19 protein-coding genes are annotated in these 20,242 nt (G+C 64.3%); 6 read left to right on the top strand and 13 right to left on the bottom strand.

Annotated elements, in window-relative coordinates:
* Positions 1-181: 181 nt before the first annotated feature.
* The 4 genes from A3AS_RS0112860 to A3AS_RS0112845 all read right to left on the bottom strand — a co-directional run bounded on the left by A3AS_RS0112860 (position 182) and on the right by A3AS_RS0112845 (position 5,667).
* Positions 182-1,795 carry a sulfite reductase subunit alpha gene (locus tag A3AS_RS0112860; RefSeq protein WP_018317988.1) on the bottom strand — a complete coding sequence of 538 codons (1,614 nt, stop codon included), beginning with the start codon at positions 1,793-1,795 and terminating at the stop codon, positions 182-184.
* Positions 1,792-3,579 carry a NirA family protein gene (locus A3AS_RS0112855; RefSeq protein ID WP_026201948.1) on the bottom strand — a complete coding sequence of 596 codons (1,788 nt, stop codon included), beginning with the start codon at positions 3,577-3,579 and terminating at the stop codon, positions 1,792-1,794. The genes A3AS_RS0112860 and A3AS_RS0112855 overlap by 4 nt, the downstream gene beginning before the upstream one ends.
* 337 nt (positions 3,580-3,916) lie before the next feature.
* On the bottom strand, positions 3,917-5,080 hold the full coding sequence (locus tag A3AS_RS0112850; RefSeq protein WP_018317986.1) for a CmpA/NrtA family ABC transporter substrate-binding protein: 1,164 nt from the start codon (positions 5,078-5,080) through the stop codon (positions 3,917-3,919).
* Entirely contained in the window at positions 5,077-5,667 is a 591-nt protein-coding gene (locus tag A3AS_RS0112845; RefSeq protein WP_008564898.1) for an ANTAR domain-containing response regulator, read from the bottom strand. The genes A3AS_RS0112850 and A3AS_RS0112845 overlap by 4 nt, the downstream gene beginning before the upstream one ends.
* Positions 5,668-5,778: 111 nt before the next feature.
* Between A3AS_RS0112845 and rimO the strand changes: the two genes are divergently transcribed.
* Positions 5,779-7,104, top strand: coding sequence for a 30S ribosomal protein S12 methylthiotransferase RimO (gene rimO, locus A3AS_RS0112840; protein ID WP_018317985.1), 1,326 nt, complete (start codon positions 5,779-5,781; stop codon positions 7,102-7,104).
* 19 nt (positions 7,105-7,123) lie between these two features.
* Here the strand turns inward: rimO and A3AS_RS0112835 are convergent, their stop codons facing one another.
* The 4 genes from A3AS_RS0112835 to A3AS_RS0112815 form a co-directional block, all read right to left on the bottom strand.
* Positions 7,124-7,891 carry a hypothetical protein gene (locus A3AS_RS0112835; RefSeq protein ID WP_018317984.1) on the bottom strand — a complete coding sequence of 256 codons (768 nt, stop codon included), beginning with the start codon at positions 7,889-7,891 and terminating at the stop codon, positions 7,124-7,126.
* A gap of 366 nt (positions 7,892-8,257) precedes the next feature.
* Entirely contained in the window at positions 8,258-8,677 is a 420-nt protein-coding gene (locus tag A3AS_RS0112825) for a carboxymuconolactone decarboxylase family protein (protein WP_018317982.1), read from the bottom strand.
* Entirely contained in the window at positions 8,610-9,041 is a 432-nt protein-coding gene (locus A3AS_RS45005) for a MerR family transcriptional regulator (protein WP_018317981.1), read from the bottom strand. The genes A3AS_RS0112825 and A3AS_RS45005 overlap by 68 nt, the downstream gene beginning before the upstream one ends.
* A gap of 178 nt (positions 9,042-9,219) precedes the next feature.
* On the bottom strand, positions 9,220-10,167 hold the full coding sequence (locus A3AS_RS0112815) for a hypothetical protein (RefSeq protein WP_026201947.1): 948 nt from the start codon (positions 10,165-10,167) through the stop codon (positions 9,220-9,222).
* A 125-nt stretch (positions 10,168-10,292) separates the two neighbouring features.
* On the opposite strand from A3AS_RS0112815, the gene A3AS_RS0112810 reads away from it, so the two are divergent.
* The 3 genes from A3AS_RS0112810 (at position 10,293) to A3AS_RS0112800 (ending at position 13,648) form a co-directional block, all read left to right on the top strand.
* On the top strand, positions 10,293-11,450 hold the full coding sequence (locus A3AS_RS0112810) for a tetratricopeptide repeat protein (RefSeq protein WP_018317980.1): 1,158 nt from the start codon (positions 10,293-10,295) through the stop codon (positions 11,448-11,450).
* 96 nt (positions 11,451-11,546) lie between these two features.
* Complete coding sequence (locus A3AS_RS0112805; protein WP_026201946.1) at positions 11,547-12,188, top strand: membrane protein; 642 nt, start codon at positions 11,547-11,549, stop codon at positions 12,186-12,188.
* 269 nt (positions 12,189-12,457) lie between these two features.
* Complete coding sequence (locus A3AS_RS0112800) at positions 12,458-13,648, top strand: acetylornithine transaminase (protein ID WP_018317979.1); 1,191 nt, start codon at positions 12,458-12,460, stop codon at positions 13,646-13,648.
* Positions 13,649-13,814: 166 nt separating this feature from the next.
* Here A3AS_RS0112800 and A3AS_RS0112795 read toward each other — a convergent pair whose 3' ends face one another.
* From A3AS_RS0112795 to pcsA, 3 genes are all read right to left on the bottom strand, one after another.
* Positions 13,815-14,789, bottom strand: coding sequence for a quinone oxidoreductase (locus tag A3AS_RS0112795; protein WP_018317978.1), 975 nt, complete (start codon positions 14,787-14,789; stop codon positions 13,815-13,817).
* Positions 14,790-14,863: 74 nt separating this feature from the next.
* A complete protein-coding gene (locus A3AS_RS0112790; protein WP_018317977.1) occupies positions 14,864-15,598 on the bottom strand; it encodes a TerC family protein in 735 nt (244 codons plus the stop codon).
* The gene (pcsA, locus tag A3AS_RS0112785) at positions 15,595-16,362 is read right to left on the bottom strand and encodes a phosphatidylcholine synthase (protein WP_026201945.1); all 768 of its coding nucleotides are present in this window, start codon (positions 16,360-16,362) and stop codon (positions 15,595-15,597) included. Before pcsA ends, A3AS_RS0112790 begins: the two co-directional genes overlap by 4 nt.
* Before the next feature lie 86 nt (positions 16,363-16,448).
* Between pcsA and A3AS_RS0112780 the strand changes: the two genes are divergently transcribed.
* The gene (locus tag A3AS_RS0112780) at positions 16,449-17,633 is read left to right on the top strand and encodes a UbiH/UbiF family hydroxylase (RefSeq protein ID WP_018317975.1); all 1,185 of its coding nucleotides are present in this window, start codon (positions 16,449-16,451) and stop codon (positions 17,631-17,633) included.
* Between the two features lie 237 nt (positions 17,634-17,870).
* Here the strand turns inward: A3AS_RS0112780 and A3AS_RS0112775 are convergent, their stop codons facing one another.
* Positions 17,871-18,824 carry an AEC family transporter gene (locus A3AS_RS0112775; RefSeq protein ID WP_018317974.1) on the bottom strand — a complete coding sequence of 318 codons (954 nt, stop codon included), beginning with the start codon at positions 18,822-18,824 and terminating at the stop codon, positions 17,871-17,873.
* 106 nt (positions 18,825-18,930) lie between these two features.
* Here A3AS_RS0112775 and hspQ point away from each other — a divergent pair, with 106 nt between their 5' ends.
* Positions 18,931-19,263, top strand: a complete 333-nt coding sequence (gene hspQ / locus A3AS_RS0112770) for a heat shock protein HspQ (RefSeq protein ID WP_018317973.1) — start codon at positions 18,931-18,933, stop codon at positions 19,261-19,263.
* 73 nt (positions 19,264-19,336) lie between these two features.
* Here the strand turns inward: hspQ and A3AS_RS0112765 are convergent, their stop codons facing one another.
* Entirely contained in the window at positions 19,337-20,155 is an 819-nt protein-coding gene (locus A3AS_RS0112765; RefSeq protein WP_018317972.1) for an invasion associated locus B family protein, read from the bottom strand.
* Positions 20,156-20,242: the final 87 nt, after the last annotated feature.

Raw genomic sequence — 20,242 nt, 5'->3', positions numbered from 1 at the left:
CGGGATTATGAGGGATCAACCAGGGCGGGAGGCAAGATGCCGGAGGAAATAGCGATGCGCCTCCTTTGAGGAGGCCGCATCGCAGACGTAAATTCTCTCCAGGTGCAGGTTCCGAGAATCTTATTCGTTCAAATTCGAGCCGGTTGGAACCGGCTCGGATGACAGTAGCGTGACGATCGCCTTAGTACACGTCAGCCTGGAAGCGGCCGGTCTTCTTGAGCTCGGCGACGAAACTGACGGCTTCGTCGGTCGAACGCGCCCCGAACTGGGCGACGATGTCGACCAGCGCACGCTCGACGTCCTTGGCCATGCGCTTGGCATCGCCGCAGATGTAGAGATGCGCGCCTTCGGCGAGCCAGGTCCACACCTCGCGGCCGACCTCGCGCATACGGTCCTGCACGTAGAACTTCTTCTCGCCGTCGCGCGACCAGGCCAGCGACATGCGCGTCAGCAGACCCGAGGTCTTCATCGCATTGAGCTCCTCCTGGTAGAAGAAGTCGCAATCGCTGCGCTGATGGCCGAAGAACAGCCAGTTCTTGCCGGGCGCACCGGTGGCCTTGCGATCGAGCAGGAAGGCGCGGAACGGCGCAATGCCGGTGCCGGGACCGATCATTATCACGGGCGTCTTTGGGTCCTGCGGCAGGCCGAAACCGTGCGCCTTCTGCACATACACCTTGAGATTCTCGCCTTCACCAATGCGCTCGCCGAGGAAGGTCGAGGCGACACCGAGGCGCTTGCGCTTGCCGACGACGTAGCGCACGGAATCGACCGTCAGCGACAGCTTTCCGGGCGTCGCATTGTGCGAGGACGAGATCGAGTAGAGCCGCGGCTGCAGCGGCTCGAGCGCCTCGACGAAAGCCTCCGGATGCGGCCGCGTACCCGAAAACTTCTGCAGCGCCGCCATGACGTCGAGCGTGGCGGCATCGCCATCGGGGTCCTCGCCCTGCGCCAGCGCCCGGGCCTTCTCGCGCTGCGCGCCGCCGGTGATGAAGGAGATCAATTCGAACAGCGTGTCGGGTGCCGGCGACAGCGAGACGTCGTCGATCAGCACCTCGCGCAACGTCTTGCCATTGACCTTGGTGGTGTGGGAGGCGCCGAGCAGCGCGATGATCTGGTCGACGAGGCCGACCTCGTTGCGCGCGAACACGCCAAAACTGTCGCCCACGACGTAGTCGAGCTTGCTCTCGGAGAGATCGAACTCGACGTGATAAGTTTCCTTCTCGGACTTGCCCTTGTTGAGCAGACGGCGCGAGAGGAAGGTCGCGGTCACGGGGTTGTCGCGCGAGCGGCCCGGCTCCGCGATCGTCACGGTCACGGCCGGCGCGGTCACCGCGTCCGTCTTGTCAGCCGCCTTGGCCGCCGGCGCCTTGTCCAGCTCCTCGTACAGCGACTTCAGCATCCGCGCGGTTTCCTTGCCGCCGGGAACACAGAGGTTGAGCCGCGCTTCGCTGCGGCCCGCGATCGCCTCCGAATAATCGTGGCAATTGTAGCCGCACTGGCCGCAATCCTGCTGCGCCATCGCCGCCATCATCTTGCGGCGGACGGGACGGCCCTCCGCAAGCTTCATCCGGTCGGCGATCGGCATGGTCTGGTCATGCCAAGGCGCCTCGCCGTCGTCACCGTCGCCGGCTGCGCCTTGCATGACGGCGGCGCCCTGCTCCGCTGACAGCGGCGCGGCGACATCAGGCGACAACAGCCCGGCAAAGAAGCCGTTCAGCCAGGAGCGCTGCGCATCGGAGAACGGGGCGCTGGCGGGAATGATATCGAGTTTCGGCGGAGGCGTGATCTGGTTCATGCGGACACCTGTGCATCGGCAAGCTTGCGCAGCGTTTCGCCGTCATGGCGGCGCGCAAAGGACAGGAAGGTTTCGTCAGGTGACGAGCGATGGGCGATATAGGCCTTGAGCAGTCCTTCGACCGTCTTCGGTGCGTCCTCGGCCTTGAGGTCGTGATAGACCTCCTGCCCGACGTCCGCGTCGGGGCCGAACCCGCCACCGGTGAAGAGGTGATAGCCCTCGACCGTGTCGTCCTCGTTCACCGGCACGCGCGCACCGATCAGGCCGATATCGCTGATGTAATGCTGTGCGCATGAATGGTGGCAGCCAGTGACATGGATGTTGACCGGCTTGTCCATGGCGACGCGCGGCTCGCACCAATCACCGATCTCGGCCGCGCTGCGCTTGGTGTTGGACGCCGCGAAACGGCAGCCGGCGTTGCCGGTGCAGGCGATCAGTCCGGCGCGGATGTGCGAAACCTCGACCGCGAGCCCGATCTGCTTGATGGCGGCGACGGCGAGCGCGACGTTCTCGTCGCGCACCCCTGATATCAGCAGGTTCTGCCAGACCGTCAGGCGGATCTCACCGTCGCCGAGGTCGCGCGAGACCTTGGCAAGACCGCGCATCTGATCGCAGCTAACCTTGCCGAGCGGCAGCGAGACGCCGATCCAGTTGAGGCCGTCCTGCTTCTGCTTGTGCACGCCGACATGCGCCATGCGGTCCGCTGCGGGCCGAGGCGCGAACGCCTCTTCGGGCACGTGCGTGAACGGCGTCTTCAGCCGTTCCTCGACGAGCTTGAGAAAGCCGTCATGGCCCATGGCGTCGAGCACATACTTCAGCCGCGCCTTGTTGCGATTGGTGCGATCGCCATGGTCGATGAACACCCGCACGATGGCATCGGCGACAGCCGTCGCCTGCTCCGGCTTGACGATGATGCCGGAATATTTCGCAAAGTCCTTGTGGCCGGTGATGCCGCCGAGGCCGAGGCGGAACCAGATTCCGGGCTCGACGCCAAAGCCGTCCTTCACCTCATACGCCGTGAAGGCGATGTCGTTGGTCTCCTCGAGCACCGCGATCCTGCCGGCGCCGTCGAAGGCGACGTTGAACTTGCGCGGCAAGCCGTAGAGCGAGCGATCGTTGAGGATGTGGTAGTGCCATTCGCGCGCATAGGGCCGCGTGTCGATGATCTCCTGCGGATCGATGCCGGCCGTCGGCGTGCCCGTGACGTTGCGGATGTTGTCGGCGCCGGAGCCGCGCGAACACAGGCCGAGGTCCTGGATACCCTCGATCAGCTTCACGGCATTCTTCGGCGGAATCTCGCGAAGCTGGAGATTGGCGCGCGTCGTGACGTGGCTGTAGTGACCGCAGAGCTCGTCGGCGAGATCGGCAAGGCCCGACATCTGCCAATGCTTCATGATGCCGTTCGGAATCCGCAGGCGGCTCATGTAGGAGTCCTGCGTCGGCGCGACATAGAAGATGCCGTAATAGCGCCAGCGGAAATTGTCCGCCGGGCTCGGCGGCGTATTCTCGAGCGCCTGCTGGCGCAGCCGCGGATAAGCATCGAAGGGATGCTCGTCGCGCTTGAACTTCTCCTGGTCGGCGAGCTTCTTGCCCGACGCGATGACCTTGTCCTGCGCCTTGATGTGCACGGCATCGGGACCAACAGGCTCGGCGTTCGGCTTGCCGGCGCCGCCTCCGCCGCCGAGACCGCGACCGACCCGGCTGATCTGCAGACCGGTCGTAAAACCTTCGAGATAGCGTTTCTGCTCGTCGGTAAAGTCGACTGCGAGCGTATCGATTTTCATGGTCGGTAACGAAGCTCCTGCGGCCACCTGGGTGGCATCGACGGACATTGGCGCGACCCGCGAGGAACTGGGCTGGCCCTTAAGAGCCGGCTTCGTTTCCCGACGGTCCGATCAGCTTCGTTGCTGCGGGACTCGGCTCAGCAGGCACCTGTGACAAGCTGGCCGCACTGCAACATTCAAGTTGCGTGCCAGCTTGGCCAAAATCGAAAATATCGCTATTTCAGATGATTAGGCGCCACCCCGGGAATTCCCGGGCGGCGAGCTTTCACGAAATTCGGGCAGCCGGATCAAACTTTAGGCAATGAAACTTACTGCGTAAAAAATACGCAGACCCGAATCAATCCCTCCATCGCCCGACCTCGAAGGCCCTAAGATGCCCCTGGATGTCGTCGGGATTGAACACCGGGCCGGCGAATGCCCCGAACGCGGCGGGAGCCTGCTCGGGCGGCCGGCGGCCGAGGGCCGCATCGTAGAGGTCGGGCCTGAAAACGGCCATCGCCGTCTTGACGCCCTCCGGACTGAGCACCGTCTGCCCCCAGCGCACCATCTGCGCATAGAGCCAGGCGGCCTGGACCGGATCGGGCCGCCCCGCCTCTTCCCGCCCCACCAGCAGGTAGCGGCCGCTTTCGCGCACCTCGCCCTCGGGCGATATCTTCAGGCGGCCGACGAGCGAGCGCTGGATCACCTCGGCATCGACACCGATCCGCTCGGGTTGCGCCAGGATCTGCGCGGCCTCGGTCAGGTTCTCAGGGCTTTCGATGAACGCGGCGGCCTTCACTGCTGCGCGCACCAGCGCAGCGACCACGTCCGGATTCTTGTCGGCCCAGGTCTGGCGGACGGCGAGCACCTTTTCCGCCGCGCGGACCAGAATGTCGGAAACGAAATGCAGGATGTGACCGATGCCGAGATCGACGGCGATCGAATTCCAGGGCGCACCGACGCAGAACGCATCGACATGGCCGCTCTTGAGGCTGTCGACCATGTAGGGCGGCGGCAGCACCACGAGGCGGACGTCTTCGTCGGGATCGACGCCAGCCGCCGCCATCCAGAACCGCAGCTGATAATTGTGGGTCGAGAACGGGAAGGTCATGCCGAAAGTCAGCGGCTCGGCACCCGCCTTGCGCCGCTTGGCAACCACCTTCGCCAGCGCTTTCGCCGTGGCCATCGGATCGAAACGGTCGCCGTCGATCTCCTCCATCAGCGCGGCATGGAGCGCCGGCGACACCGTAATCGCGTTGCCGTTGATGCCGAGACTGAAGGGCGCGGCGATCGGCACCTTGACGTGACCGAGCCCGAGCGAGGATGCGATCGCCACGGGCGCGAGCAGATGAGCGGCGTCGAACAGGCCGATATTGAGCTTGTCGCGGACGTTGGACCACGACACCTCGCGCACCAGCTCGACCTCGAGCCCTTCGGCGGCGGCAAATCCCTTGTCGACGGCGACGATCAGCGCTGCGGCATCGACCAGCGGGATGAAGCCGATGCGGAGGGGAACGGTCATTTCAGCATCTCCGACGCGGTGATGATCGACTGTGCGATCTCGCCGATTTTCTTCTTCTCGCGCATGGCGGTGGAGCGCAGCAGCACGTAGGCCTCGTCCTCGGTGAGGCCCTTCACCTTCATCAGGATGCCCTTGGCGCGTTCGATGATCTTGCGGTCCTCGAGCTGCGACTTGGTGCGCTCGAGCTCCTCCTGGAGCTTGGCAAAGGCGTTGAAGCGGGACACGCAGAGGTCGAGGATCGGCTTGATGCGCTCCTTCTTCAGCCCGTCGACGATGTAGGCGGATACCCCCGCCTCGACCGAGGCCTGGATCGAGGCTGAATCGCTCTGGTCGACGAACATCGCGATCGGCCGCTTCACGGCGCGGCTGACCTGGAACATCGCCTCCAGCACGTCGCGGCTGGGGTTCTCGAGATCGATCAGGATGATATCGGGGTCGACCGCATAAATACGGGCAAGCAGGCTCTGCATCTCGCGGATATGGACCACTTGCGTGAATCCGGCCTCCCGCAATCCTTCCTCCAGGATCGCAGCGCGGATCGGGCTTTCGTCGACGATCACGATTTTGGGCGACTGTTCGGCGCTCATAGCTCACTCACGGCAGGTGATTCATCCATAGCACGCCGGAACGCCCTGCAAAGGGTTGTAATTGTGGGCAATTGGGACTAGCTCAGGCCGGTCAATCAGGCAGATTTGGATATGGATCAGACGGCTGCGCCCAAGGTCAGCTTCGTGTCGCTCGGGTGTCCCAAGGCATTGGTGGATTCCGAGCGCATCATCACGCGCCTGCGCGCCGAGGGCTATGAGCTTGCCCGCAAGCACGATGGCGCCGATATCGTCATCGTCAACACCTGCGGCTTCCTCGACAGCGCCAAACAGGAATCGCTGTCGGCGATCGGCGAGGCCATGGCCGAGAACGGCAAGGTCATCGTAACGGGTTGCATGGGCGCGGAACCCGAGCAGATCGAGCAGGCCTATCCCGGCGTGCTCTCGATCACCGGTCCGCAGCAATACGAGAGCGTGCTGGACGCCGTGCACCGCGCGCTGCCGCCCGCTCACAATCCGCATTTGGACCTGGTGCCGCCGCAGGGCATCAAGCTGACGCCGCGCCACTACGCCTATTTGAAGATCTCCGAGGGCTGCAACAACCGCTGCACCTTCTGCATCATTCCGAAGCTGCGCGGCGACCTCGTCTCGCGTCCGGCCAATGACGTGCTGCGCGAGGCCGAACGCCTGGTCGGCGCCGGCGTCAAGGAGCTCTTGGTGATCTCGCAGGACACCTCGGCCTATGGCGTCGATCTCAAATATGCCGAGAGCCCGTGGAAGGACCGCCAGGTCCGCGCCAGATTCCTCGACCTCGCGCGCGAGCTCGGCGAGCTCGGCGCATGGGTCCGGCTGCAATATGTCTACCCCTACCCGCATGTCGACGAGGTCATCGCGCTGATGAACGAGGGCAAAGTGCTGCCCTATCTCGACATCCCGTTCCAGCATGCGAGCCCAGAGGTGCTGAAGGCGATGAAGCGCCCGGCGGCACAGGACAAGACGCTGGCGCGGATCAAGCGCTGGCGCGAGGAATCTCCTGATCTTGCCTTGCGCTCGACCTTCATCGTCGGCTTCCCCGGTGAGACCGACGCCGATTTTGCCTATCTGCTCGACTGGCTCGATGAAGCCGAGATCGATCGGCTCGGCTGCTTCAAATACGAGCCGGTTGCCGGCGCGAAGTCGAACGCGATCGAGAACCCGGTGCCGGAAGAGGTCAAGCAGGAGCGCTACAACGCGCTGATGGCCCGGCAGCAGAAGATCTCCGCGCGCAGGCTGAAGCGCAAGGTCGGCACCCGCCAGCAGATCATCATCGACGAGGTCGGCCCGACGGTGGCCAAGGGCCGCTCCAAGGCCGATGCTCCGGAGATCGACGGTGCGGTGTATCTGACGAGCCGCCGCCCCTTGCGCGTCGGCGAGATCGTCACCGCGAAGATCGAGCGCGCCGACCAGTACGATCTGCACGGCAGCGTCTCGGGGTTCTGACGGCGTTCGCCAACGGCCTTTAGTCCACGATCGCCCGGTAAACGCCATCCTCGCCGAAATGATAAAGACGCTTGCCGCGGCCCTGCAATCGGCCGGGCGGGCGGCCCGAGCCGTCGGGCATCAACAGGCATGCTCGCCTGACAAGGATAGTCCCGTCTCGATCCAATCGTCCGATGTAGGCCACATCGGGTGGATCGTCATATTGCCCTGAAAACAGAATCTCCGCCTCGGACATTGCGAACGCGTGGCAGCCGCGAAGCTTCGTGCGCTTCGAGGTCAATTGAAAGTCCGCGCTTATCCTGCAGATCGGGAAATCCGGGTAGCAAAAAATGACAGCCTCCGCTCCGGACACATTCAGCGCGTAGCAATCATAAATCGCCGGGCCCGCATCGTTCGGAAACTCCCAGATCTTCTCCCCAACAGCCGAGAAGCAGACCAGCCCGGCCTGCCCGACCGGCGCCGGCCCCGGATGCCCCCATCCATAATTTCCAAAAATGCCCTCGTCGAAATACCCCACCCAGATCCGGCCGCGGTCATCGATCTGGAGATCGCTGATGCCGTCGCCGAAGAGGACGCGGTCCGCTTGCCCAGTACGGGGATCAAAGACGACTCCGTTCAGATCGTAGTCCTTCGCGCCCCGCCAGTTGCACCTTGTACCGGCCAGCAGGAGGCGGCCGTCGGGAAACATGTCCACCTTCGGAAACGCGATATCGAGTGGCGGCAAGTCGATCGACTGGACCGCCCCGGCGTTTTCCCGCAGGAGTCGAAATCGCTTTAGACCGTCCATTCTCTTGCTCGCGGAAACGAGCCGATACCACCATGGTCGCTCTCGAACACGGCGTCACGTCCGGCGTCCTCGACGTACAAGAACAGCAGCGATTCGCCCGCAACCCCGCTCGCGGCAAGCGAGAAACCGGGAAACGTCGGCGCAGCGCCAATCCTCTCGAACTGTATTGATCTTATCAACTGTGCCCCTGGTACCATCGAACTGCCTTGAGGCAGCATCACCAAGCGCGCGCCGGGCGCAAGTGCGAAGTCGCGATTAAGCTTACGCAGCCATTTCGGTACCGAGCGTTCCGGACGCCGGGGCAAGGCGTGCGGGAGGCCGCAATGCCCAGGCTGCCGAGCAGACGGAATGTTTGGCGCTAGTCCGTTACGTCGCGTCTCCCGACGCCTGCTGTCCGTTCTGCGCGGCGAACACCTCCTTGGCTGCGAACAGCCCGTTCACTGCCGCCGGGAAGCCCGCATAGACGGCCATCTGCATGATGATCTCCACGATCTCGTCGCGAGAAAGCCCGACGTTCAGCCCCGCCTCGATATGCACTTTGAGCTGAGGCGCGGCATTTCCGAGCGCCGTCAGCGCGGCGATCGTCGCGATCTCTCGATCGCGCAGGCCGAGATCCGGGCGGCAGTAAATGTCGCCGAAGGGAAACTCGATCACGTATCGTGCGAAATCCGGAGCGATGTCGGCGAGTGAGGCGACGACCTTTTCGCCGGCCTTGCCGTCAATGCGCGACAGGGCCCGCTGGCCGCGATCGAAGCGGCTTTCGGCGTGTGTTTGGGCGTGCGTCATTTTCCTTCGTCCTCTGTTCGTCGCCGGCGTAGCCGGCAATCTTGGTATCAAGGACGAGCAGGCATTCCTGGAGTTCAGCAATCTGCGTGCGAACCTGTTCGCGATGGATTTCCAGCATCTGCCGCCGGGCTGGCCCGGTGGCGTCGCCGTCATCACGAAGCGCCGCGTAACGCAACATGTCCCGGATTGGCATTCCGGTGGTCTTGAGCCGACCGAGGAATTCGATCCATGTGAGGATTGATGCGTCAAAATCACGTTGACCGGAGCGATCCCGGTCAGCGTATGGAAGCAGCCCGACGCGCTCATAGTAGCGCAGCGTGTGAGTCGACAAGCCGGTTCGTCTTGCAAGGTCGCCGATCTTCATTTGTGCCCGTTCTCGTACTGACGCACGTACAGATACCCCTTCGAGCGCGCTCTAAGTCAAGAGGGATCGAAGGTGCCGTCCCCGCGAGGTCAAGCAAGGGCTAGAACGCACTGATGGCGCGACAGCGGAAGGTCTCGGCGCGCCCGGCTGCACGGCAGCCCCGCGGAATTCCGAAGGTTCAGGAGGTCGCCAGCCATTTCGGCACCCAGCGCTCAGGCCGGGGTGCGCGGGCGAGGTCGGCTTTCGCCTCGGAGAGCAGCGCCGGCTCGCCGTCGATGGTCGGGCGTAGATCGTATTCGAAATTCGGCATGACGCGGCCGTCGGCATAGAGCCCAAAATTCATCGCGTACCACAGGCCAAGCTCGGGCTGGGCGCGGCGCATCTCCTCGCGCAGGTCGCGCAGCAGCGATTCGATCGAGGCGGCTTCCTCGAACGGCTGTGGTCCGTGCGAGAGCACGCGCGCCTCGTATTGCTTGCCGACGATCGCGATCTCGAATCTCGTCCGGTCCCAGGGCTTCTTGCCCTTGGGCAGATGGGCGGCCAGCCGCCAGCCGAGCTCGGCCATCAGGCGGTGATTGGCCCAGTAGTCTTCGCGATCCCGGCTCCATTTTTCCATGAAGCCGCGGAAGTCAGGCAGTTCCGACGAATTGTCGTCGGACGTCGCCGGCTCGCCGAGCGGCCGTCCGGCCAGCCATTGCGCGAGCTCGACCGTCTGCGGCTCGACCTCGTCATGCGGCTTGAGATCGCTCCAGGCATTGTCGAATTGTTGCGACGTCAGTTTGGCGAGCAGGCCGTCGAGGCTCGGCGCCAGCAGCTCGTAATCGCCCTCCGAGCCCAGTCCCACGATCGGCGGATTGTCGCGGTCGAGACCGGCGCCGTACCAGCCGCCGACGGCCGAGCCGTCCGGCAGCCGCATGAACAGCGAAAACCTGTCCCGCAAGGGGCTGCCGTCGGTGATCGGCGCGTGATCCGAGAACTGGCCCTGCAGCGAGAAGCAGCCGACGCTGCCCCAGGGTCGCCCCTTGAGCCAGGTGGCAAAGTCGACCAGCAACGGCGGCGCTTCGATACCCGGCGGAAATGCGCCGCGAATGCTGTCGAGGTCGATGGGATAAGGCGTATCGGACAAGGCTGAAAACTGTCTGGTTGGTCCCGTCCCTCTTGGTCTCGCCCGAATTGCGTCCGGTTCGAACCAAGTCGCGTCCTTCGATCACAAACGCGCTAGAGGCGCAATGGTTTCGATGCGGTACGCAAATGGAATACGACGAAACATCAGCAATTTGGTTCAAGCTGGCGGCCATTGGCATGGCGATGGCCCTGCTCGCGCTGTCCACCCCCGCTACGGCGCGATCCCCCTCAGCCGCACAGCTGCGCCAATGGTGTTACGAGGACGACGACGTGGGCCACGAGGAACGGCGCATCGAGGGCTGCTCGGCCGTGCTCAAGGCCAATCCCAACGATGTGCATGCGCTCGCCAATCGCGGCGAGATGCTTCGGCGCAAGGGCGACGCCGCGCGTGCGCTGGTGGACTTCAACCGTGCGATCGAGCTCAATCCTGGGCATTCCGACCTCTGGTACAACAGGGGAATTGCCCATGACGATCTCGGCGAGAAAGATCACGCCATTGCCGACTACACGCGTGCCATCCGGCTGAACGCCCGCGACCCGCTCTACTACAACAACCGGGGCAACTCCCACATTCACAACAAGGCGTACGAGCGCGCGATGGCCGACTACGATCAGGCCATCAAGCTCGATCCGAATTTCGCGCTCGCCTATTTCAATCGCGGCACCGCCTTCAGCAACCACGGCGACGACGCGAGCGCCCTTGCGGACTTCGATCTGTCGATCAAGCTCAACCCGAACTACGGGCCGGCCTACGGCAACCGCGCCCGCGTCTATCGCGACCGCGGCGACCGTCCCCGAGCGCTGGCCGATTTCGCCAAATCGATCGATCTCAGTCCGAACAACGACCGCGACTTCCATGCGCGCGCGAACATGTATTTCGATACGCACGACTACACGCTGGCGCTCGACGATTACGACCGCTCCATCAGAGCGAATGCGAGCCGTGCGGACGTGTTCAATTCGCGATGCTTCACCCGCGCGATCGTCGGCCGCCTGCAGGAGGCGCTGGCCGATTGCGAGCAGTCGCTGAAGATGGCTCCCAACGATGCCGACACGCTGGACAGCCGCGCCCTCGCCCATCTCAAGCTCGGCAACCTCGACGCGGCGATTGCCGATTACGATGCCGCGCTGAGCATCAAGCCGGGGCTCGACGGCTCGCTCTACGGCCGCGGATTGGCGAAGCGCAAGAAGGGTGACGGTGAAGGCGCCGAGCGCGACATCGCGGCCGCAAAGGCAATCAATGCCGACATCGCCGATGTATTCTCGCGTTACGGCGTCGAGTAACCGTCACGCAGGAATGTGACACTATAGTGCATTCACGCAGAGGTCACGGACTCGTCCTAGTTCTGCCGCGCCTTTCAACGCGAGCGAGGAATGAGAATGAGCCGTCTCTCGAACATGCTGCGCAGGCAGCGCTTCGACGATTACCGCTTCTACCACCAGAGCACCGTCAACCAGACCCTGCATCTCGTCAGCGCCGTGATCTTTCTCGGCTGCTACGCCTTGCTGTTCAAGGACGCAGCGCTCGCGGGCATCGTCGGCTGGCTTGCGATGCTGACGCGGCAGACCGGGCATTTCTTCTTCGAGCCGAACGGCTATGATACCGTCAACGACGTCAGCAACGACTATAAGGAAGCGGTCAAGGTCGGCTACAACCAGACCCGCAAGATCATCCTGCTGCTGGTGTGGGGCAGCGCGCCGGTTGCGCTGTACGCGTTCCCTTCCCTGTTCGGGCTGTTCGATCCGCCCGCCACGCGTCTCGATTTCGTCCGTCACGTCGGCACGCTCTGGCTCGCGATCGGCGTCAGTGGCGGTCTTGCCCGCATGCTCCAGCTCTTCGCCACGCGTGACGTCACGACCGGCCTCGTCTGGGTGTTCAAGGTGCTGACCGACCCCTTCCACAACATCGCTCTGTACTGGAATTCGCCGCTCAAGCTGCTGCGCGGCGAGCTGATCGACACCGCGATCGCGGACGCGGATTGGGGCGATGAAGAGGCCGTGGAGGCCGCGCACCCGACGTGACGATGCACGCTCGGCGAGCATCCTGCAAAAAGCCTGCTTGACAAGCCCTGCTATTCGGCTGTACGGACGCGCCCCATGATCAACGCCCGGACTAACCTGCGCACCGAAATGCTCCGTCGTCGCTCCCGCGACGATGAGAGGGTGCGCCATGTCCGACGACGCCGCTGAACCACTGAATTCAGCTGAAGTTTTCGAGAAGGCCGCACCCGCAAGGTGCGGCCTTTCTGCTTTTTGCGCCCGTTTTCCACCCGCCTCCAGAGGAGTTCGACATGACCACGCATCCGTATGACGCGCTGATGGACATCACCGCACGGCCCAAGGCCGTGTTCGTCCGCGGCGCGGGCTCCTACCTCTGGGACGACGGCCGCAAGCGCTATCTCGATTTCGTGCAGGGCTGGGCCGTGAACTGCCTCGGCCACTCCCCGGCCGCGGTTGCCGACGCGCTTTCCGCACAGGCCAGGCGGCTGCTGACGCCGAGCCCGGCGTTCTACAACGAGCCGAGCCTCAAGCTGGCGCAAGCGCTGGTCGCGAACAGCGCCTTCGACCAGGTGTTCTTTGCCAATTCCGGCGCGGAAGCCAACGAGGGCGCGATCAAGCTCGCGCGCAAATATGGCAGCCTGCACAAAGGCGGCGCGTTCGAGATCATCAGCTTCGAAGGCGGCTTTCACGGCCGAACGCTGGCGACGATGTCGGCCTCGGGCAAGAAGGCGTTCGAGCCGCTGTTCGAGCCGAAAGTATCAGGCTTCAAGAAGGCGAAGCTGAACGACATCGCCTCGGTCGAGAAGCTGATCAACGACAACACCGTCGCGGTGATGCTCGAGCCCATCCAGGGTGAATCAGGCGTCTGGCCGGCGACCGATGCGTTCCTTCAGCAGCTACGCGCGCTGACCGATGCGCACGGCCTGCTGCTCATTTTCGACGAGATCCAGACCGGCATGGGCCGGACCGGAAAACTCTTCCACTACGAGCACACCGGCATCGCGCCCGACATCGTGACGCTCGGCAAGGGTATCGGCGGCGGCGTGCCGCTCGCTGCCCTGCTCGCAACCGAACGCGCCTCGTGCTTCGAGCACGGCGACCAGGGCGGCACGTTCAACGGCAACCCGATCATGTGCGCGGCGGGGCTCGCCGTGCTCGAGGAGGTCAGCAAGCCCGACTTCCTGAAGCAGGTCGCCGAGACTGGCCTCCTGCTCGAGAGCGAGCTGCAGAAGGTCTCGGCCCGGCACGGCCTCGGCGGTGTGCGGGGACGCGGGCTGCTGCTCGCGCTCGACCTCAAGCTGCCGATCGCGCCCGGCATCGTCGCGCAGGCGTTCGAGGAAGGCGTGCTCCTCAACGCGCCGCAGCTCGACACGCTGCGCTTCATGCCGGCGCTGAACGTCGCGAAGGCAGAGATCGCCGAGATGATCGATTGTCTCGATGGGATCTTGACCAAGGCCGGCGCGGCACGGCGCGTGGCGTAGCAACTGTCTCGTTCTCCTGGAGGCAGTACCGTAGGGTGGGCAAAGCGAAGCGTGCCCACCACTCAGAAATGGTGGGCACGGCGCTTCGCACCTTTGCCCACCCTACGAGAGCAGCATCCGCGGAGACAGTTCTGGATTTCCTCGCTTCGCCCGCAATGACGGGAACCTAGGGCTTCAAAATCGAAGCCCCCGTGGTCTTGCGGCTTTCGAGATCGATATGCGCCTTCGCGGCATCCTTCAGCGCGTAGGCGTGGTTGATCGGCACGTGCAGCTTGCCGTTGATGACGGCGGCGAACAGCGTGTCGGCGCCTTCGAGCAGCTCCTTGCGCGTGCCGACGTAATCGTTGAGCTTCGGCCGCGTCGCAAACAGCGAGCCGTGATTGTTGAGCTCGGCGATCGCGAACGGCGGCACCGGGCCGGAGGCGTTGCCGAAGGAGACGAACATGCCGCGCGGCTTCAGGCACGACAGCGAGCCCGGGAAGGTCGCCTTGCCGACGCCGTCATAGACGACGTCACAGCCCTCGTTGCGGCTGATCTGCTTGACGCGCGCGACGAAGTCTTCCTCGTTGTAGAGGATGACGTGATCGCAGCCATTGGCCTCGGCGAGCTCGGCCTTTTCGCGCGAGCCGACCGTGCCGATGACGTGGGCCCCGAGCGCCCTCGCCCATTGGCAGGCCAAGAGGCCGATGCCGCCGGCGGCGGCATGGACCAGCACGCGGTGATGCGGCTCGACCTTGAAGGTCTTGTGCAGGAGATACCACACCGTCAGCCCCTTGAGCATCAGCACGGCGCCCTGCTCGTGGGTGATGTGATCGGGCAGCTTGACCAGCTTCTCCCAGGGAATGTTGCGCTCGCCGGTATAGGCTCCGAGATTGTGGTAGTAGGCAACGCGATCGCCCGGATGGAAATGCGTCACGCCGGGCCCGACGGCGATGACCTCGCCCGAGGCCTCGTTGCCGGCAATGAAGGGCAGCCCCGGCGCCTTGTAGAGACCGGTACGGTAATAGACGTCGATGAAGTTCAGGCCGACCGCATGCTGGCGGATGCGCACCTCGCCGGGGCCGGGCGCCGGGACATCGACGCTCTCGTAGACCAGGGCTTCTGGGCCCCCGACCTTGTGCACACGGACCGCTTTGGTCATCACCTGACCTCCTCTTCTCAAAGGCCAGCGAAAGACATCGCGCCCGCCTTGTCAACTCGATGTAGCTGGAACGCCTAAACCGACGGCGTGCTGGTCTTCCTGCGATTGCGCTTGGCCAGCACGTTGAAGAATTCGACGGCCGCCGAGAACGCAATTGCAAAATAGATGTAGCCCCGCGGAATATGGAATTGGAATCCGTCCGCGACCAGCGCGACGCCGATCAGCACGAGGAACGCCAGCGCCAGCATTTTCGTGGTCGGATGCTCCGCGACGAAGCGCGACACCGGGCCCGACGAAATGTACATGATCAGGCAGGCGATCACGACCGCCGCGATCATGATCTCGACGTCCTGGGCCATGCCGATCGCGGTGATGATCGAATCCAGCGAGAACACGATGTCGATGACGATGATCTGGATGATCACCCAGAAGAAGGCGCTGCCGCCGGATTTCTGATCGCCCTCGCCGTCATCGGCCTCGACCTCGGCGTGGATCTCGTGCGTCGCCTTCGCGATCAGGAACAGGCCGCCGCCGATCAGGATGAGGTCGCGCCAGGAGAAGTCCGAACCCTTGAATGAAAAGACCGGTGCGGTCAGGCCGATCAGCCAGACCAGGACGCTGAGCAGCATGATGCGGAAGACCAGCGCGAGAGCGAGCCCGATCTTGCGGGCGCGATCGGCCTGCTGCTGGGGGATGCGCGAGACGATCACCGACAGGAAGATGACGTTGTCGATGCCGAGCACGATCTCGAGCGCAGTCAGGGTGAGCAGCGCGGCCCAGGCTTCGGGGCTGGTCAACAGATGCATCATGCGAAGGATCTTACCAGTCGTATCAACGCATCGCTGAAGCTGATCCAGAGCGCGATCGCGCAGAGCGCGACGGTGACGCCGGCGCCGACGCGGAAATCCATCTCCAGCACGTAGAGGGCGAGCAGCGCCCAGATCGCGATCAGCGACATCGTCAGCCAGCGCAGCCGCACGACGCGGACCGGATGCAGCACGTGAAACGGCACGAAGGTCAGCACGACGAGCGCTGCCACCAGCAGCGTCGACCACAGCGGCGGCCAGTGCAGCAGGAACAGATAGAACGCCGCCGCATTCCACAGCGCCGGGAAGCCGCGGAAATGATTGTCGTCCGCCTTCATGCGCAGATCGGCGAAATATAGTGCGCTGGTGACGATGATGGCGACGCCGAGCAAGGGCGCCGCGACCGGCAGCAGCAGGCCGCTGGCGACGATCGCGTAGGCCGGCACGAAGACATAGGTGACGAAGTCGACCACGAGATCGAGCACGTCGCCCGACCAGTTCGGCTGCACGTTCTTGACGTCGAGCCGGCGCGCGATCGGCCCGTCGACCGCGTCGATGATCAGGGCGACGCCCAGCCATTGAAACATCGCCGCCCAGTGCTCGCGCACGGCCTCCAGCATCGCCAATAGCGCGATCGCCGCGCCGAACGCGGTGAAGATGTGCACCGAAAAGGCCGCGGCGCGGATCGCCGGTTTCGGCTTCAGGGAATCCTGCTGGGTATCCATGGCTTCTGCTATCAGAATGAGGCCGGTTTGCACATCCGCCATTGCGGCGCCCGGTCGCACGATCAGTCAGAAAATCAGGCGGAATCAGCGGGCTTGAATTTGCCGCCGGGCGTGTCATTTGTCGTTCCATGACAGACGCATCGACACTCCATGACGCCGCCGTGATCGGCGGTGGACCGGCCGGACTTGCCGCAGCGATCGCGCTGGCGCAGGCGGGTGCCCGGACCGCACTGGTGGCGCGGCGCATTCCCTATGCCGACAACCGCACCACCGCGCTGCTCGGCGCCTCCGTCGAACTGCTGGAGACGCTCGACGTCTGGTCCCGCTGCAAGGACAAGGCCGCCGCGCTGGAGGTCATGCGCCTCGTCGACGACACCGGCCGGCTGTTCCGCGCGCCGGAGGTCCGGTTCTCCTGTCACGAAATCGCGCTCGACGCCTTCGGCTACAACATCGACAACCGCTCGCTGATGCTGGCGCTGGAAGCGCGTGCGGCTGAGTTGCCCAATCTCGTCCGTTTCGACGACGAGGCTGAAAGCGTCGTCATCGAAGCCGATGACGTCGCGGTCCGCACGGCCTCCGCGCAATTTCTCTCGGCCCGCCTGGTGGTCGGCGCCGACGGCCGGCATTCGCTGTGCCGGGAAGCTGCCGGCATCGCGGTGACGCGGCGCGAGCTGACGCAGACCGCGCTGACCTTCAACGTCGGTCACACGCGGCCGCATCGCAATGTCTCGACCGAGTTCCACACGCCGCATGGCCCTTGCGTGTTCGTGCCCCTGCCCGGCGACCGCTCCAGCATCGTCTGGGTCTCGGCGCCTGCGGAGGCCGAACGGCTCCGCGGCCTCAGCGATGCCGAGCTGTCGGCCGCGATCGAGAAGCAGTCGCATTCGATCCTCGGGCGCATGACCGTCGAGCCCGGGCGCAACCTGTTCCCCCTCGCGATCGAACGTCCAAAATCCTTCGGCCGCGACCGCATTGCGCTGGTCGGCGAAGCAGCCCATGTGGTTCCGCCGATCGGTGCCCAGGGCCTCAATCTCGGCCTGCGCGATGCCGCCGACATTGCCAGGCTCGCGGGCGAGGTCATCGCAGCCGGCCAGGATCCCGGCTCGCCCGACCTGCTCAAGCGCTACGACCGCGCACGGCGTCCGGACGTTTTGAGCCGCACCTTTGCGATCGACATCGCCAACCGCTCGCTGCTCAACGATTTCCTGCCGCTCCAGCCGGTCCGCGCCGTGGGCATGCACCTGCTCGGCGCCATCGGCCCGCTCCGGCGATTTGCGATGCGCGAAGGCCTGACGCCGACCTGGCGAAGGTAGTTTCTCAGGCGCGATAGCGCGCGATGAATTGGATTAAGTTCGATCGAGCCGCGGGCTCGGTCCAACCTCTCCCGCTTGCGGGGGAGGTCGGCGCGAAGCGCCGGGTGGGGGCTCTCTCCTTTTAGGGATTTTCTCTGCAGACTTCAGACAATCCCCATGCGGAGATACCCCCTCCCCGACCCTCCCCCGCAAGCGGGAGAGGGGGCGCACCGTTCGTATCGCCAGCAGTTCTGGCTCTCACGGAAACACCAGCCGTCCGCTCTGAAGCAGCCACATCACGCTGGTCAGCGTGACCACGGATGCAAAGGTCCCGAGCAGCACCGCGACGGAGGCGGATTCGATCCAGGCATCGTTCTGCCGGGCGATGACGAACACGTTCAGCGCCGGCGGCAGCGAGGCCATCAGCACGGCGGTCGCAGCCCAGGGCTGCGCGAAGGGGCCGAACGCCAGCATCAGGCCGAACGCCGCCAGCGGATGGATCAGGAGCTTGACCGCGATCACGCCCGGCACTTCCCACGGCACCCGGTCGAACGGACGCAGCGCCACGGTCACGCCGAGCACGAACAGAGCGGTCGGAGCGGCGGCGTTCTGGAGGAAGGTGATGGTGCGGTCGAGCGCGACCGGCATCTCGATATGCAGCGCCGCGACCGCGGCACCGAAGCAGGCCGACATGATCAGCGGGTTGAGCACGATCTGCTTCAGCACGACGCCGAAGGCATGCACGATCGAGGGATGGTCGCGGTCGGAGAGCTCGATCAGGAGCGGCACGATCGTGAACAGGAAGATGCTGTCGCAGCAGAAGATCAGCGCGGTCGGCGCCGCAGCCTTGGTCCCGAGCACAGCGAGCGCCAGGCCAGGACCCATATAGCCGATATTGCCGTAGCCGCCGGAGAGACCTGCGAGCGTCGCCTCGCGCAATGTCAACCGTCCCAGAACCTTGCCGACCACCAGCGCCAGGGTGAATGCCGCAACCGTCGACAGCGTGGTCGCGACCAGGAACGGCGGGTTGTTCAATTCCGCAAACGGCGTCTTCGACATGATCGCAAACAGCAGCGCCGGCAGCGACACGTAGAGCAGGAAGAAGTTCATCCAGGCGAGGCCCGATTCCGGCAGGGACTTGGCCTTGCCGCAGGCAAAACCGACGAAGATCAAACCGAAATAAGGTAGCGCCAGATTGAGGATATCGACCATCGGTGAAGTATTTTCTGAAGACTTGGGGGCTATCTGCCCCTGAAGTGAACGTTAATTCCAGATGAGGCCACTAGCATCGGCCACAATCCTGGTCTATCGACGGGGAATGATTAAAGCGCGGACCGCCAAATTCCAGATCGGACAGGTCGTACGCCACCGGATCTTCTCGTTCCGGGGCGTGATCTTCGACATCGATCCGGAATTCAACAACACCGAGGAGTGGTGGCTGTCGATCCCCGAGGAGGTGCGGCCCCACAAGGACCAGCCGTTCTACCACCTGCTCGCGGAGAACGCGGAATCCGAATACGTCGCCTACGTGTCCGAGCAGAACCTTTTGCCGGACGAATCCGGCGAGCCGATCCGGCACTCGCAGGTGGCCGAGATCTTCATCAAGAACAAGGATGGCGGCTACCGCCCGCGCAATCCCTCGCTGAACTGATTTCACCAGCAGACGGCCAACAAAAAAGGCGCTCGTGAGAGCGCCTTTTTCATGTCCAGGACCCTGGTCCCGATTACTTCTGGCCGGCCGGAGCGGCTCCTGGGGCAGCACCGCTCTGCTCGAGCTTCTTGCGCTGCTCATCAGCCTTCTTCTGAAGCTCTTCCTGGAGCTTCTTCTGATTTTCCTCGAACACCTTCGGATCGGTCGGCGGACCGTCATAGGCCTTCTGGAATTCGCCGGCGAGCGGCAGCGGCAGGGTCAGCGGCGCGCCGTTGGCATTGATTGCCTGGACAACGAGATTCTGGCCCTTCTTCATGCTGTTGATGAGCTCGGGCGTCGCCTCGTAATCGGACATGCAGCCGTTCTGGAAGCAGATCACGTAGGGCTGCTGCAGCGGCGCGTTGCTGTCGACGATGATGCGGGTGCCGTGCACGAGCTGCATACCGAGCGGCAGCGTCACGCGCAGGATCTTCTTGGGCTCGCCTTCCGGCTCGATGATCACGGCGGCGATGACCGGCTGGCCCGATTCGATGCGGCCGTCCTTGCCGGTGAAGCAGACCTGCTTGGCGTTGGCGTCCTGGCCCTTCAGGCAGAACTTGGTCCAGGGGGCGTAGATCAGCTGGATCTGCTGATCCGCCGGCTGAGCCGCGCCCTGCTGCGCCGGAGCGCCTGCAGCGGGGGCCTGCTGGGCGGGGGCCTGAGCGGCCGGTGCCGGAGCCTTCGGGGCGGCCTTGGGAGGCGCTTTCGGGGCCGGAGTCGCCTTGGGCGCACCCGGGGCCGGCGCCGGGGTCTGGGCCTCGGCGGCAAACGGAACGGCCAACGCCGTCGCCGTCAACAGGGCGAGAAGTCGCCCACGCGGCCGGACGGACGCGGCCAAGTAACGGAAATTCATTGCGGAAAACCCTTTCTGAACGGGAAGCGCCCGAACCGCTCCGAAGCGCCGAACCAAGCCGCCTTGGGCGCGGCTCTCTTCCCGTCA

Origin of the sequence: Bradyrhizobium sp. WSM2793 (assembly GCF_000379585.1) — a bacterium.
GTDB lineage: Bacteria > Pseudomonadota > Alphaproteobacteria > Rhizobiales > Xanthobacteraceae > Bradyrhizobium.
This window is presented reverse-complemented; position numbering and strand designations above follow the sequence as displayed.